Annotated in this window: 14 protein-coding genes; 8 read left to right on the top strand and 6 right to left on the bottom strand. The window is 69.4% G+C overall.

All coding sequences use genetic code 11. The features are described from left to right. The first annotated feature begins 7 nt into the window (after positions 1-7). Positions 8-754, top strand: a complete 747-nt coding sequence (locus tag JOF29_RS06385) for a hypothetical protein (protein WP_209693301.1) — start codon at positions 8-10, stop codon at positions 752-754. Here the strand turns inward: JOF29_RS06385 and JOF29_RS06390 are convergent. Then, a complete protein-coding gene (locus JOF29_RS06390) occupies positions 734-1,837 on the bottom strand; it encodes an aminoglycoside phosphotransferase family protein (RefSeq protein WP_209693302.1) in 1,104 nt (367 codons plus the stop codon). The genes JOF29_RS06385 and JOF29_RS06390 overlap by 21 nt on opposite strands. A gap of 54 nt (positions 1,838-1,891) precedes the next feature. Here JOF29_RS06390 and ilvA point away from each other — a divergent pair, with 54 nt between their 5' ends. After that, positions 1,892-3,094: a threonine ammonia-lyase gene (gene ilvA, locus JOF29_RS06395; RefSeq protein ID WP_372446230.1), complete on the top strand. Its 1,203-nt coding sequence runs from the start codon at positions 1,892-1,894 to the stop codon at positions 3,092-3,094. Here the strand turns inward: ilvA and JOF29_RS06400 are convergent. Then, entirely contained in the window at positions 3,079-3,531 is a 453-nt protein-coding gene (locus JOF29_RS06400) for a MarR family winged helix-turn-helix transcriptional regulator (RefSeq protein ID WP_209693304.1), read from the bottom strand. The genes ilvA and JOF29_RS06400 overlap by 16 nt on opposite strands. Before the next feature lie 133 nt (positions 3,532-3,664). On the opposite strand from JOF29_RS06400, the gene JOF29_RS06405 reads away from it, so the two are divergent. Both JOF29_RS06405 and JOF29_RS06410 read left to right on the top strand, forming a co-directional pair. Further along, on the top strand, positions 3,665-5,128 hold the full coding sequence (locus JOF29_RS06405; RefSeq protein WP_209693305.1) for an MFS transporter: 1,464 nt from the start codon (positions 3,665-3,667) through the stop codon (positions 5,126-5,128). 131 nt (positions 5,129-5,259) lie between these two features. Continuing rightward, a complete protein-coding gene (locus tag JOF29_RS06410; RefSeq protein ID WP_209693306.1) occupies positions 5,260-6,360 on the top strand; it encodes a hypothetical protein in 1,101 nt (366 codons plus the stop codon). 94 nt (positions 6,361-6,454) lie between these two features. Here the strand turns inward: JOF29_RS06410 and JOF29_RS06415 are convergent, their stop codons facing one another. The 3 genes from JOF29_RS06415 to JOF29_RS06425 form a co-directional block, all read right to left on the bottom strand. Then, the gene (locus JOF29_RS06415) at positions 6,455-7,699 is read right to left on the bottom strand and encodes an MFS transporter (protein ID WP_209693307.1); all 1,245 of its coding nucleotides are present in this window, start codon (positions 7,697-7,699) and stop codon (positions 6,455-6,457) included. 184 nt (positions 7,700-7,883) lie between these two features. Then, the gene (gene greA / locus JOF29_RS06420) at positions 7,884-8,396 is read right to left on the bottom strand and encodes a transcription elongation factor GreA (protein WP_209693308.1); all 513 of its coding nucleotides are present in this window, start codon (positions 8,394-8,396) and stop codon (positions 7,884-7,886) included. Between the two features lie 208 nt (positions 8,397-8,604). Then, a complete protein-coding gene (locus tag JOF29_RS06425) occupies positions 8,605-9,057 on the bottom strand; it encodes a DUF4307 domain-containing protein (protein WP_209693309.1) in 453 nt (150 codons plus the stop codon). A gap of 58 nt (positions 9,058-9,115) precedes the next feature. On the opposite strand from JOF29_RS06425, the gene mca reads away from it, so the two are divergent. The 3 genes from mca (at position 9,116) to JOF29_RS06440 (ending at position 11,442) form a co-directional block, all read left to right on the top strand. Beyond that, positions 9,116-9,979, top strand: coding sequence for a mycothiol conjugate amidase Mca (gene mca, locus JOF29_RS06430; RefSeq protein WP_209693310.1), 864 nt, complete (start codon positions 9,116-9,118; stop codon positions 9,977-9,979). Positions 9,980-10,010: 31 nt separating this feature from the next. Beyond that, positions 10,011-10,304: a hypothetical protein gene (locus tag JOF29_RS06435; RefSeq protein ID WP_209693311.1), complete on the top strand. Its 294-nt coding sequence runs from the start codon at positions 10,011-10,013 to the stop codon at positions 10,302-10,304. A gap of 127 nt (positions 10,305-10,431) precedes the next feature. Beyond that, complete coding sequence (locus JOF29_RS06440) at positions 10,432-11,442, top strand: CopD family protein (protein WP_209693312.1); 1,011 nt, start codon at positions 10,432-10,434, stop codon at positions 11,440-11,442. On the opposite strand, the gene JOF29_RS06445 is transcribed toward JOF29_RS06440, so the two are convergent. Then, complete coding sequence (locus tag JOF29_RS06445) at positions 11,439-11,966, bottom strand: nitroreductase family protein (protein WP_209693313.1); 528 nt, start codon at positions 11,964-11,966, stop codon at positions 11,439-11,441. The two genes, JOF29_RS06440 and JOF29_RS06445, sit on opposite strands and share 4 nt — an antisense overlap. Before the next feature lie 44 nt (positions 11,967-12,010). Between JOF29_RS06445 and JOF29_RS06450 the strand changes: the two genes are divergently transcribed. Beyond that, entirely contained in the window at positions 12,011-14,086 is a 2,076-nt protein-coding gene (locus JOF29_RS06450) for a thioredoxin domain-containing protein (protein WP_209693314.1), read from the top strand. Positions 14,087-14,201 lie beyond the last annotated feature (115 nt).

Consider the following 14,201-nt stretch of genomic DNA (forward strand, 5'->3'; position numbering starts at 1 on the left):
TCGGCGGGTGAGGAATCCGATCGGGACGATCAAACGAAGTCAGCAGTTGCGGTCCCAGCTGAAGGCGCCCCGGGAGCGGTTGCCGGGTGGTAGCCGGCGCTGGATCCGGATGTCGATGGACTGGTTGATCGCCGAGTTCGGCGAAGACGTCCTGCACCGGCCGATCGTGCTGCCGGCCGACATGATCCCGGACGGGTACGACGGCAGCGAGGCGGCCGCCACCGCGTTGTGCGGACTCGTCGACGGCCGGATGGACCTGACCCCGGGGCAGTGTGGCCTGAGCTTCGAGCTGAACGGCGTACGGCGTCCGGTCCGGGCGCACGTCGTGAAGGAACAGTCCGGCCGCTGGATCCGTGCCGACGGCCGGAACCAGATCCAGCTCGCCCCGGCGCTGGCGGCCGATCCGGTCGCGTTGACCGCCGTCTACGCACACGAGGCCGGGCACGAGCTGCTGCTCGGCAGCGGCCGGATCACGCGCGCGGCACGGCCGGACCACGAGTCACTGACCGACCTGATCACGGTGTTCTACGGGCTGGGCATCTTCACCGCGAACGCGGCGTACGAACGCCGGCCGCGACCGAACGGGCGGGGCAAGCAGCCGCTGGCCCGTGGGTACCTGCGCGAGGCGGCGCTGTCCGAGGCCCTCGCGTACTACGCGATGCTCCGCGGCGAGCGGAGCCCGGAGTGGGAACGCCACCTCGACCCGCCGGTACGCCGCGGCATGCGCAACCAGCTAGCGATCCTGCACCGCTAAGAGATGCTTCATCCAGAAGTCGCCGCCGCGGAGGATCGTCGCCTGGCTCGGGCCGGTCAGGTGGTCGACGAGGTGCAGGTACGTGATCGTCTGGTAGAGCGTGCCGAGCTCCTCGGCGAGCTCGACCGCACGCCGCAGCTCGGCCGGCGCGGCGTACTCCTCCCACTCGGCCAGGTACGCGTCCCGCACCCGCTGGTCCGCGGACAGCGGTGACCGCTTCTCGACGAACGTCACCAGATCGAGGAACGGATGCGCCAGCGCGGCATCGGTCCAGTCGAACGCGAGCACCTTCCGATCCCGTACCGCAAGGTTCCGTGGGTGCAGATCGCCGTGCAGCAAGGTCTCCGGTACGCCGATCGCCGCGAGCTCGGTGATTGCCTCGCGCAACTGTTTCGCCCGGTCCGGGAGCGTCGCCAGCGCGGCCGGGTCGAGGCGCCGCGTCAGCTTGTTCGGCTCGAGCAGCCGGTCCAGCTCGGTGTCGAGTACGGCGAGCCGCCGGTCGGCGCAGCTGTACTCCAGCAACCGTTCGGGCTCCGCGGCGTAGCTCCGTTGCAGGCGTGCATGGTTGCGCACGGCATCGATCCACAGCGAGACGTCCGTCTCCTGAGCGAGCGGCGTACCGAGGCCGGGCAGCAACATCCAGGCCCGCTGCTCGTCGATCGCGATCGGTGCCGGGACCTCGCCGGGGCGATCGGTGGACGCGAGCTGCAGGAACCGCGGTTCGTGTGCGAACAGGAACGGCAACGCGCCGGGCTCGGTCGACGCCTGCGAAAGCGCCTTGAAATACACGTCACCGTCGGTCGTCGGGATGCGCAGAACGTTGGACAGCCCCCACGTCTTCACCTGCGCCCACGGTCCGGTCACATGCACGTGCTGCCCGATCCACCGCAGCTCGTCGTCGTACCATTCCGGCGGCTCCAGCTGGTACGTGATGGGCTCCTCGGACAGACACGTCCGTACGACGGCCTCGACACCGTACTGCTCCCGCAACGCCTGCAACATCGGCTCGACATCCGGGAACCAGAAGTCGTCCGGCATCTCCAGGGTGAAGACCTGTTGTGCGAGGCGAGCCCGGACTTCCATGACCTGAAGCGTATGTTCCAGGTGCAACTGCTTTTCGCGGTTAGGGTGCTTGTCGTGATCGATGCCAGAGATGTTGCGCGGGCGGCCGATCTGCTGCACGACGTGGTCGCGCCGACGCCCTTGGAGTACTCGCGCTGGCTGAGCGACCTGGTCGGCGGCGACGTGTTCCTGAAGTGCGAGAACCTGCAGCGGACGGGGTCCTTCAAGCTGCGCGGGGCGTACGTCCGGATGGCGCGGCTGTCGAAGGCGGAACGCGCCCGCGGTGTGGTCGCGGCGAGCGCCGGCAACCACGCGCAGGGGGTCGCGCTCGCGGCGCAGCTGCTCGGCATCAAGGCGACCGTGTTCATGCCGAACGGCGCCCCGATCCCGAAGGAGAAGGCGACCCGGGCGTACGGCGCCGAGATCCGCTTCGCCGGTACGTCGATCGACGACTGCCTGATCGCGGCGCGGGCGTTCGAAGCCGAGACCGGCGCGGTGCTGATCCACCCGTTCGACCATCCCGACATCGTCGCCGGGCAGGCCACGACCGGGCTGGAGATCGTCGAGCAGTGCCCGCAGGTCCGGACCGTCGTCGTACCGACGGGTGGCGGCGGGCTGCTCGCCGGGATCGCGGCCGCGATGCAGCGCGACGGGCTGCCGGTCGAGGTGGTCGGCGTGCAGGCGGCCGGTGCCGCGGCGTACCCGGCCTCGCTGGCGGCAGGCGAGCCGGTACAGCTGGAGCGGATGCGCACGATGGCCGACGGGATCGCGGTCGGACTGCCCGGAAAGGTTCCGTTCGAGACGGTCCAGCGGTACGTCGGCGACGTACGGACCGTCGGCGAGGACTCGTTGTCGAAGGCGCTCCTGCTGGTCCTCGAACGCGCGAAGCTCGTCGTCGAGCCGGCCGGTGCCGCCGCGGTGGCCGCCGTACTGGACGAGCCGAGGCGGTTCAAGCCGCCGGTGGTCGTCGTACTGTCCGGCGGGAACATCGACCCGCTGCTGCTGATGCGCGTGATCCGGCACGGCATGGCCGCCGCCAGCCGGTACCTGTCGTTGCGGGTCCGGATCCCCGACACACCGGGTGGGCTGGCGATGCTGCTGACCCGGATCGCCGCGCTGGACGCGAACCTCATCGAGGTCGTGCACGAACGCATCTCGGAAACCCTCAGCCTCGAAGAGGTCGAGGTCGCCCTGCAGCTGGAGCTCCGCGGCGAGGAACACCGCGAGCGCCTGCTCGCCGGCCTGGTCGCGAACGGCTACAGCTACACGCTCAACTGACGCTCAGAGGGGACGGGCTCGCAGGTCTTCACGAGCGGGGCGTGCAGGCGCTGCGCGAGCACCTGACGCTGGGTCGGCTGGGCCTCGGCCTGCCGCCGCAGGCCCTCGTCGGTCAGCCGGACGTTGATCGCGCGGCGGTCCTCGGGGCACATGTGCCGCTCGACCAGGCCGGCGACCTCCAGCCGGCCGATCACCCGGGACAGTGCGCTCTGGCTCAGATGCACCGACTTCGCGATCGTCGCCACCTTGGCGGAGTGCTCCGGGAACTCGGCGAGCCGCTCGAGCACCTCGTACTCACTCATGCCCAGCGAGTGGCCGGCCTGCAGCGCCCGGTCGAGGGCGCAGGTCAGGTCTGCGTGGCGGGCCAGCAGCTCGCGCCATTCCCTGACATCGGCGTTGGTCTCACCAGTCCCAACGCTGACCTTCGTAGCGGTCATGTCGCTGACCTTAGCATGCAGGTGCAATCAATGCAAATGCATTTAATGCCTAGACATTAGATGCACACGCATGCAATAGTCTCTCCTCGTGACTACGCAAACCCCGTCTCCAACCATCACTGCACCGGCTCGCATGACCTGGGACGCGCGCCTCTGGGGCGCTCTTCTGGTGGTCTGTGGCGTGATCTTCCTCGACGGCCTGGACGTGTCGATGGTCGGCATGTCGCTGCCGTCCATCGGCGCCGACCTGGGCGTCTCTCTTTCTTCTCTGCAGTGGGTCGTGACCGGCTACGTGCTCGGGTACGGCGGCCTCCTGCTGCTCGGCGGCCGGACCGCCGACCTGCTCGGCCGGCGCCGGGTCTTCCTGATCGCGCTGGCCGTCTTCGCCGTCGTCTCGATGCTGAGCTCACTGGCGACCAACCCCGAACTGCTCATCGCGGCGCGGTTCGTGAAGGGCATCGCCGCGGCGTTCACCGCCCCGGCCGCGCTCTCGATCATCACCACCACCTTCCACGAGGGACCGGATCGCAACCGGGCCCTGTCGATCTTCACCACCTGCGCGGCCAGCGGCTTCTCGATGGGCCTGATCCTCGGCGGCGCGCTCACCGAGGTCGGCTGGCGCTGGACCTTCCTGATGCCCGGCCCGGTCGCCCTGATCGTGCTGCTGTTCGGCCTCAAGCTGATCCCGAACAGCCCGCGCGACGACGCCGCCGGCGGGTACGACGTACCAGGAGCGATCACCGTCACCGGCGGCATGCTGTCCCTGGTCTATGCGGTCGTCGGCGCCGAGCACGCCGGCTGGGTGTCGCTGCAGACCATCGGGCTGTTCGTGCTCGCGGCCGTGCTGCTGGTCGGCTTCGTCGCGATCGAGCTGCGCACCAAGCACCCGCTGGTCCGGCTCGGCATCCTGCGCAACGCCTCGCTGCGGCGCGCGAACCTGGCCATCCTGACCGTCTTCGGTTCGTACGTCGCGTTCCAGCTGATCGGCACCATGTACCTGCAGAACCTGCTCGGCTGGTCGTCCTTCCAGACCGCGCTCGGGTTCCTCCCGGCCGGCCTGCTGGTGGCCACGCTGTCCCCGAACGTCGGCAAGATCGTCGACCGGATCGGGACCGAGAAGATGATCATCGTCGCGATGGCGCTGTTCGTCGCCGGGTACGCGCTGAGCTTGCGGATCGGCCCGGAGTCGGCGTACTTCTCGACCGTCTTCCCGACGATCATGCTGCTCGGGCTCGGGTTCGCGCTCGGGTTCCCGTCGCTGAACATCCAGGCCGTGTCCGGAGTCCCGGACCACGAGCAGGGGCTGGCGTCCGGGCTGTTCAACACGTCGAACCAGGTCGGCGGCGCGGTGGTGCTGGCGATCGTGACCGCGGTGATCAGCGGTCAGACGGTCGGCGTCACCGCGGCGGCCGGGGTGCTGTCGGCGTACAAGTCCGGGCTCGGGGTCGTGACGGGGATCGCGGCACTCGGTCTGCTGATCGCGCTGACCGGTCTGCGTGGGCTGAAGGCCCGACGGGCCGCGGAGGACGCCGAGGCGGCGGAGCTGGCCGCCGTACAGGACGAGCTGGCGACGGAGGAGATGACGCCGGCGGCGTGACAACAACCAGCCCTTCTGGGGCTGTGCGGTGATAGAGAGCGGATGGTGCGGACTCCTCCCGGGGTCCGCACCACTGCATTTCGGGGGATTCCCCGATTGGTTTCGACCCGGCGGGGTGCTGCACTGGACGCATGAGCAACCAGAGCTACGACGAGAAGGTCAAGGACATCCTGGACCGCGTCGCCAAGGGCCACCTTTCCACCGAGGAAGGTGCCACCCTGATCGCGGCCATCAAGCCGTCCGAGACAGCAGTTGCCGGCGACGCGTCTGCCGGGACCGCTGCTGGCGCGACTGCGGGGGAGCCGGTTGCCGACGAGGGAAGCTCGGCGTCAGAGGGCAAGCCGCCGCGGCCCTGGCCGACGGGCGACGAGGCGCAGACTCCCGACGCCTGGGCCGACGCCGTCGACTCACCCGCATCAACCCCGACCACCGGCCCGGCGTCCGAACAGGCCAACGGAACCGCCGACCCGGCCAACGGAACCGCCGACGGCGTGGCCGCGGGTCCTGCCTCCGGCTCGACCACTGGCTCGGCCGGTGCGGTTTCCGGTGTGCAGGACTCGGCGCCTGAGGACGTGGAGGAGGAGCACAGCAACGTGCCGATTCCGTCTGGGGTGCAGCGGGTGACGGTGCGGGCGATCGGGCGGCGGGTGCGGCTGATCGGTGAGCCGGCCGTGAACGGCGTCGCGGTGGACGGGCCGCACGTGATCAAGCGCGACGGAGACACCCTCGCGATCAGCAGCGAAGGCGACATGGGCGTCTCGATCGACGGGTTCAGCATGCTGCGCAACCCGACCGACCTGAAGGCCCACGTCAACGGCCTCGCCAAGGAGTTGTCGATCCGGGTCAACCCGCACCTCCAGGTCGAGGTCGAGGTCACCGGCGGCAGCGTGAACGCCGAGCGCCTCCCCGGCCTGACCCGGGTCCGCGTCACCGCCGGCACCGCGAAGGTCGCCGACGTCGACGGCCCGATCGACGTCCTCGTCCAGGCCGGCTCCGCGACCCTGGACGCCCAGATCACCAAGGGCCGCTCCCGCGTCCGCGTCGAGTCCGGTACGGCGAACGTCGCCCTCCGCCGCGGCTCCGACGTACACGTCCACACCGAGGCCCAGCTCGGCCGCGTCACCTGGTCCGGCGCCGTCTCCGGCCAGTCCAAGGACGTAGAGATCGGCCGCGGCCGCGCCGCCCTCGACGTAGAGGTCCTCGTCGGCACCGCTCAAATCACCTCCGACTGACCCCACCCAGACTGTGCCCGGTGTCCACAAGCTCAGGGGTTGACCCCTGAGCTTGTGCCTTGACGGCTCGCATGCCGGGTGCGAACCCTTCATCTCATAGGTCAACCCCTGAGATGGCCGGTTCGGTCGGGACCGCTCGGAGGGTGCGGAGTGGGGAGACGTAGAGGATCGCGTTGCCGGCCAGGGTGCCGAGGCCGGCGATCCACAGCGTGGTGTGCAGGCCGAACGCAGTACCGAGTACGCCGCCGAGCAGGCTGCCGAGGGGAGCGGCGCCCCAGCTGACGAAGCTCATCGTGGCGCTCACCCGGCCCTGGAGTTCCCGCGGGCACAGGCGTTGTTGGGTACTGACCTGCAGGATGTAGCTGACGATGATGCAGAAGCCCGCGAGCAGCGTGCCGATGACGAACCAGCTCACCTGCCAGCCGGGTGCCGTCAGCGCCTGCACGGTGAACGCGACGCCGATGCCGGTGGACGAGAGCAGCAGCGTGCGCGCATCGCCGTACCTCGTGCTGACTTTCTCGGTGACGGCCGACGCGACGACGGCGCCGAGCAGGCCGATCATGCTGAGGATGCCGATGGTTGCCGGTCGCAGATGTACGCCGCGGACCAGGTAGACGACCATGATTGCGCCTGCCGCCGCCTGGAACAGCATCGTCACCATCGTGTTGAGGGCCAGTGGCCGGAGCAGCGGATGCCTGAATACGTACTGCAGGCCGTCGCGGATCTCGCGGCGCAACTGCGGGCGTTCGGGTCTGATCGGCGCGGGCTCGGGAGTGCGGATGCTGCGGAGCCAGATGGCCGACCAGACGAAGCTCAGCGCGTCCAGGCCGATCGTGACCGCGGCGCCGATCCACTGGACGAGGATTCCGCCCGCGCCCGCGCCGATCACGGCGGCGACCGAGTGGTTGGCGGCGAGCTTCGCGTTGCCCGGAAGGAGCCGGTCGCGGTCGAGCATCCGGGGCAGGTACGAGTTGTGCGCGACGTCGTACAGCACGGTGAGGACGCCGGCCGGAACGAGTACGACGTACACCTGCGTCAACGTGAGTACGCCGAACCACCAGGCGATCGGGATCGACGCGAAGAGCAGCGCGCGGAGGAGGTCGGCGTACACGAGAACCGGGCGGCACCGGATGCGGTCGGCCCAGGCTCCGGCGAACAGACCGAGGACGAGCCAGGCGGCGGTCTCGCAGGTGCGGAGGAGGGAGACCTGGAGGGTCGAGGCGTTCAGGGTGAGTACGGCGAGGAGCGGGATGGCGCCCATGCTGAGCCGTGATCCGAGCTGGCTGAGCAGGTCGGCGGCCCACAGGCGGCGGAAATCTCGGTGGCGGAGGATGCCCATCTCGCGACCGTAGACGCCGAATTGAGCGGTGTCGACTCAAGTGTCAACAAAGTTGAGTCGAGCAGGCTCAAGGTTAGAGCCAAACCACGGTCCATGGTGTGCAGCGACCAGCTGAGCTGGCGGGGCCGCAATGCGAAGCGCCCCGGTGGGCTGTCCACCGGGGCGCTTCGGGAGCTTGGTGGGGTCAGCCAGTGAACGGTTCCGCGGCGACGATCTCGACCGTGACGGGCTTCCCGTTGGGGGCCTCGTAGGTGGCCTTCTCGCCCTTCTTCTTGCCGAGGATGGCGGCGCCGAGCGGAGACTGCGGGGAGTAGACGTCGATGTCGACCGACGCGTCCAGGGCGAGCAACTCGCGGGAGCCGAGCAGGAAGGTCTCGACGTCCTCGTCGCCGGCGAACTTGATCGACACCTTCATGCCGGGCTCGACCTTGCCGCCCTTCTTCGGGGTCTCACCGACGCGGGCGCGGCGGACCATGTCCTCCAGCTGCCGGATCCGGGCCTCCATCTTGCCCTGCTCGTCCTTGGCGGCGTGGTAGCCACCGTTCTCCTTGAGGTCGCCCTCGTCCCTGGCCTCGCTGATCCGCTGGGTGATCTCGGCACGGGCGGGGCCCTTGAGGTGCTCGAGCTCGGACTTCAGCTGGTCGTAACCGTCCTGCGTCAGCCAGACAACGCTGTCCTCGTCGATCTTCTGCGTCACGGGCTGCTCCTTGTGTCGGTGGATGGGCAGGAAAATACTGCTGGCCGCCGTCGTCGACGGCGACCAATCAAACGAGCGTAGCAAGAGACCGCCGATCACGCAGGGGTTCTGACCGGTCGCCAACGCTTGGAAAACGTTTGCTACCTCGGTTTTCTCCGACCGCGAACACAACCGGGCGGCAGTCCGCTGCCACGGCAGTGGTTCCGGGTCAGCGCGGGCGCGGCTGGTCGGCCGTCGTACAGCCGATCAGCACCACCGAGGTCGCCGAGCGTTGCGTTGTCAACGTCACCGGCAGGGTCTGGTGGCGGGCGGAATCGGCCCGCACCGTGACGGTTACCTCGCCGACGATCGAGAAGTCCGCGGCCTTCGCCTGCAGCCGGCAGGTCGCCTCGACGGACTTGTTCCGGTCGACCGTCATCGTGGCGGTCGCGCTGGTCGGCGAGACGGTCTTGAAGCCCTGCAGCTCCGAGCGCACCGGCGGGTTCGACTGGATCCAGGCGACCCAGACCAGCCAGACGAGTCCGGCGAGCACGAGGACGCCCAGGACGCCGATCACCAGCGGACGGCGGGACCGTCCGGCACGCCCGTACCGCGCGTTCAGGTCGGGGGTCGGAGTGGCGGCTGATTGCCCGGTTGATTGCCCGGTTGATTGCTCGGTCACAGGTCGTCCAGGGGGTCGGTCGTGGGTTTTGTCGGGGCTTGGAGGACCATTGTGTCTTGTGAGTGGAGATCTTCGGTTGTTGCATGTGCACGCCCACCCGGACGACGAGTCGAGCAAGGGAGCCGCATCGACCGCCCGGTACGTCGCCGAAGGCGTCGAGGTCCTGGTCGCCACCTGTACCGGTGGCGAGCGCGGATCGATCCTGAATCCGAAGATGGACCGCCCGGAGGTGCTGGCGAACATCACCGAGATCCGCCGCAAGGAGATGGACACGGCGCGCGAGATCCTCGGCATCCGGCAGGAGTGGCTGGGCTGGGTGGACTCCGGTTTCCCGGAGGGCGACCCGCTGCCGCCGCTGCCGGAGGGCTGCTTCGCGGCCTTGAAGGTGGAGGACGCCGCGGCCCCGCTGGTGAAGCTGATCCGCGAGTTCCGCCCACAGGTGGTCACGACGTACGACGAGAACGGCGGCTACCCGCACCCCGACCACGTGATGTGCCACCAGATCACGGTGGCGGCGTTCGAGGCGGCCGGTGACAAGGACGCGTACCCGGAGCTCGGCGAGCCGTGGCAGCCGCTGAAGCTGTACTACCACCACACGTTCCACTACGAGCGGATGAAGGCGCTGCACGACGCGATGCTGGAGCGCGGCCTGGAGTCGCCGTACGCCGAGCGGCTGAAGGACTGGAAGCCGGACCCGGAGAACGAGCGCCGGATCACCACCCGGGTCGAGTGCGCGCAGTACTTCGAGGTCCGGGACCAGGCACTGCTCGCGCACGCCACGCAGATCGACCCGGACGGCCCGTGGTTCGCCGTACCGCTCGAGGTGCACCAGGCGGCCTGGCCGACCGAGGACTACGAGCTGGCGCGGAGTCTGATCGAGCCGGAGCTGCCGGAGAACGACCTGTTCGCGGGGCTCCGCTGACGGGCGGCCAGGACAATGACAGAATGGTGGCGTGACAGCGATGATCTCCCTTCAGACGGTCGAGATCGACCCCAACGTGGTGAAGCCGGGATGGGTCGCGCTGCTGATCGTGCTGGCGCTCGGTGCCGCCACGGTGCTGCTCTGGTTCAGCATGCGCAAGCAGTTGAAGCGGATCGACGTGGACCGCGATGGTGCGGACGACCCAGCACCGTCCGGCGACCCAGCGAGTCCGGACGGCTCGCCGTCCCCGGATGGCGATGCAGCGCCGACGACTTCGGACCCGAAGGACCTGAGCAAGACCCCGAGTGACCACTCTCAGCAATAGCGACATCTCGGTCCGGTCACCGATTCCTGGGAGCCCGATCACGAGATGGTGTCGGACTGGGCTGCCCACCTCCGGCTGACCCTATAGTGAGCCGGGTGCTGACTGGTACCCACGACCGCTTCCGCCGGTGACCGCGACCCGTGCCGCGCGGCACCGCATGCCCGGACGTCTGGTCGCGGGTGGGGTGGGTGCGGTCCTCGTCGCCTCCGCCGCGCTGGTGCTCGCGCTGTACCTCTCCGGCAGCCAGCCGCAGAACGCCGGCGGGATCGGCGGTCCGGGCGCGTTCGTGGCCTGGCTGCAGCCGATGCTCCGACTGATCTCGACACTGGCCACGGTGGGTTGTGCAGGCGCGCTGCTCGCGGCCGTCGTACTGCTGCGGCTCGAGGGCGGACCGCTCGGCGTCCAGGGCCGGCGTGCGGTCCGGGACGCGAGCAACGCGGCGCTGATCTGGGCGGTCTGCGCGTTCGTGAGCTCGGTCGTGACGGCGGCGCTGCTGCTGAACACACCGGTAGGGCTGCTGCGGCTCCGGGTCGACGACGCCCTCGGCGTGCCCGAGGTGAAGTCACTGCTGATCACGGGCATCCTCGTGCTCGCGCTGGCGATCGGGATCCGCCGTGTGCAGACCTCCTCGGCCGCGGGCCTCGGCGTACTGGTCGCGATCGCCGCACTGGTCCCGACCGCTGTCACGGCGTACCCGAGGAACGAGTCGTACGTCGTACTCGCCGGAGCCGCCCTGGTAATCCACGTGATCGCCGCGACGACCTGGATCGGCGGACTCGCGGGCCTCGTCCGGTACGGCCGGGCCAGCCGGAGCGGCCTGCCGATCGTGATGGAACGCTACGGCCAGGTCGCGACACTGTCGGCGATCGCCGTCGTCCTCAGCGGCCTCCTCAGCGCCGCCGGCCGCCTGGCCGCGAAGGGTGGCGGCTGGGGCTCGATCCTCGACGAACTCACCCACGACGCGTACGGCACCCTCCTGATCGTCAAGGTGATCGCGTTCGCCCTCCTCGTCGCCCTGGCGGCCCTCCACGACAACCTCCTCGAATCCGCCCGCCCGTTCTGGCGCATCGTCGCCACCGAACTCCTGATCATGGCCCTAACCCTCGGCCTCTCCGTCGCCCTCTCCCAGACCGCCTAGTCCCAGGGTGCGGTGCGGAGGTCGGCTGTGCTGCGGCGGGCTCGGTCGGCCGGGCGGTCCTGGGTTGGGGTGCCGACGGCGATCATCGAGATGATGTGCCAGCCGGGGCCGGGGGTCAGGTCGGTGGTGAGGGCTTCGAGGTCGAAGGCGCGGAACTGGCGGCAGGCCAGGTCCATCGCGTGCGCTTGCAGGGTGAGATGGGCGACCGATTGGCCGAGGTCGTAGTCGGCGAAGTCCGAGTAGGCCCAGTCGGTGTCCTCGACGTACCGGTGGGCCATCGTGACGATCAGCAGCGACGCGGTCGGTGCCCAGCGGGCCGAGCTGCGGGCCAGGTGACGGACGATCCGCTTGTGCTCGGGTTCGTCGCGGCGCGCCACGAAGTACGCCCAGGGCTGGGAGTTGCCCGCGGACGGGGCCCAGCGGGCGGCCTCGAGGAGGAGGTCGACGTCGTCGTCGGAGACGGTCCGCGCGGAGTCGAACAACAGCGGGCTGAAGCGGCTGGCGAGCAGCGGGTGCACGGGCATGCTCCCATTGAACGAGCCGGTCCGGCGGCGCATACGGTGGGGGTATGGCGAACGAGCTCGGGCGATCGACCAGTCCGTACCTGCGGCAGCACGCGGAGAACCCGGTGGAGTGGCGGGAGTGGTCGGAGCAGGCTTTCGCTGAGGCGCGAGAGCGCGACGTACCGGTGTTCCTGTCGGTCGGGTACTCCGCGTGTCACTGGTGTCACGTGATGGCGCACGAGTCGTTCGAGGACGCGGGTACGGCGGCGTACCTGAGCGAGCACTTCGTGAGTGTGAAGGTCGACCGTGAGGAGCGGCCCGATGTCGACGCGATCTACATGGCGGCGACCGTCGCGATGACCGGGCAGGGCGGATGGCCGATGTCGGTGTTCCTGACGCCGACGGGCGAGCCGTTCTTCTGCGGAACGTACTTCCCGAAGGAGGCCCGCGGCGGGATGGCGTCGTTCGGGCAGGTGCTGGAGGCAATCACCGACGCGTGGCAGCACCGGCGCGAGCAGCTCGACGGGATCGGGAAGCGGGTCGTCGCGCAGCTCGGGGCCGAACAAGCCGTCGGGCCGGAGACGTTCGATCTCGACCGGGCGGTCGAGTTGCTGAAGGCGGACTTCGATCCGGTGGACGGCGGGTTCGGGCGGTCGCCGAAGTTCCCGCCGTCGATGGTGCTCGACTTCCTGCTGCGGCACCATCGGCGTACCGGGGACGAGGACGCGTTGGCGATGGTTGCGCAGACGTGCTCGCGGATGGCGCGGGGCGGGATGTACGACCAGCTGGCCGGCGGGTTCGCGCGGTACTCCGTCGACGGGCAGTGGGTGGTGCCGCACTTCGAGAAGATGCTGTACGACAACGCGTTGCTGCTCGACGTCTACACGCACTGGTGGACGATCTCGCGCGACCCGCTGGCCCGGCGGATCGCCGAGGAGACCGCGGACTTTCTCCTGGCTGAGTTGGGTACGGCGGAGGGCGGGTTCGCGTCGGCGCTGGACGCGGATACGGAGGGGGAGGAGGGCAAGTACTACGTCTGGACGCCGTCCGAACTGCGCTCGGTGCTGTCGCCGGACGATGCCGACTGGGTCATCCAGCTGTGCGACGTCACGGGGACCTTCGAGCACGGCTCGTCTGTCCTCCAGCTCCGTGAGGATCCGGCTGACGAGGTCCGTTGGCACCGGGTCCGCGACGTGCTGCGGCGGGTGCGGAGTCGTCGTACCTGTCCGGGGCGTGACGACAAGGTGGTTGCCGCGTGGAACGGGTTGGCGATCACGGCGCTCACGCGGGCCGGGGTGGTGTTGGAGAGGCCTGGGTACGTCGAGGCGGCCGTCGGTGCGGCGCGGTTGATCCGGGACGTGCATCTCGACGGGGCACGGTTGTACCGGACGTCGCGGGACGGCGTACGAGGGAACGCGGACGGCGTACTCGAGGACTATGCGGCGTTCGCCCAGGGGTGTTTGACGTTGCTCGGGGCGACCGGGGACGTCGAGTGGTTCCGTACGGCGGAGGCGTTGCTCGGCCGGGTGCTCGAGCAATTTGTTGCTGACGGCACCTACTTCGACACGGCCGCCGACGCCGAGCGGCTCGTCTGGCGCCCCCAGGACGCCACCGACAACGCGACCCCCTCCGGCGTCAGCCTCGCCGCCGAAGCCCTCACCACCCTCGCCAGCCTCACCGGCTCAGACCGGTACGCCACCGCAGCCGACCAAGCCCTGGCCGCCTCCTCCGCCATCGCCACCCGAGCCCCCCGCTTCGCCGGCCGCGCCCTCGCCGTCGCCGAAACAATCACCACCGGTCCCCTGGAGATCGCCATCACCATCCCAGCCACGCCCGACTCTTCGCCGTCCGGCGCCGCCCCCGGGTCCTCGGCTCCCGGCTCCACCGCGTCCGGCGCGGTGGCGTCCGCCTCGTTCGCCGGCGACGGTGGTGTGGCGGGGGAGCTTCTGCAGGTTGCGTTTGGCGACGCTCCGTGGGGGACGGCGATTGTTGCTGGGCTGCCCGGTCTGGGGGTGCCTTTGATGGATGGACGAGGGCTGGTGGGCGGTCAGCCGGCGGCGTACGTGTGTCGGAAATTCACCTGTCAACTCCCGGTCACGGCGCCGGAAGACCTGCGGAAAGCGTTGCGTCCTCTGCACTGAGCACCTGCACAAGTGCGGGTTTTCCCTGTCGTTTCGGGCAAATCCCTTGACTCACGGCGACCGGGCGGCAACAGTCGGTCCTCAGTCGGATGTAACAGAACTCGCATGTACCGAC

It is taken from the genome of Kribbella aluminosa, assembly GCF_017876295.1.
GTDB lineage: Bacteria > Actinomycetota > Actinomycetes > Propionibacteriales > Kribbellaceae > Kribbella > Kribbella aluminosa.

Coding starts and splice junctions, on each gene's coding strand:
- JOF29_RS06415 (WP_209693307.1), bottom strand. CDS start 7,699: ATGGGCATCCTCCGCCACCGAGATTTCCGCCGCCTGTGGGCCGCCGAC.
- JOF29_RS06445 (WP_209693313.1), bottom strand. CDS start 11,966: ATGCCCGTGCACCCGCTGCTCGCCAGCCGCTTCAGCCCGCTGTTGTTC.
- JOF29_RS06390 (WP_209693302.1), bottom strand. CDS start 1,837: ATGGAAGTCCGGGCTCGCCTCGCACAACAGGTCTTCACCCTGGAGATG.
- JOF29_RS06400 (WP_209693304.1), bottom strand. CDS start 3,531: ATGACCGCTACGAAGGTCAGCGTTGGGACTGGTGAGACCAACGCCGAT.
- JOF29_RS06450 (WP_209693314.1), top strand. CDS start 12,011: ATGGCGAACGAGCTCGGGCGATCGACCAGTCCGTACCTGCGGCAGCAC.
- JOF29_RS06410 (WP_209693306.1), top strand. CDS start 5,260: ATGAGCAACCAGAGCTACGACGAGAAGGTCAAGGACATCCTGGACCGC.
- JOF29_RS06405 (WP_209693305.1), top strand. CDS start 3,665: ATGACCTGGGACGCGCGCCTCTGGGGCGCTCTTCTGGTGGTCTGTGGC.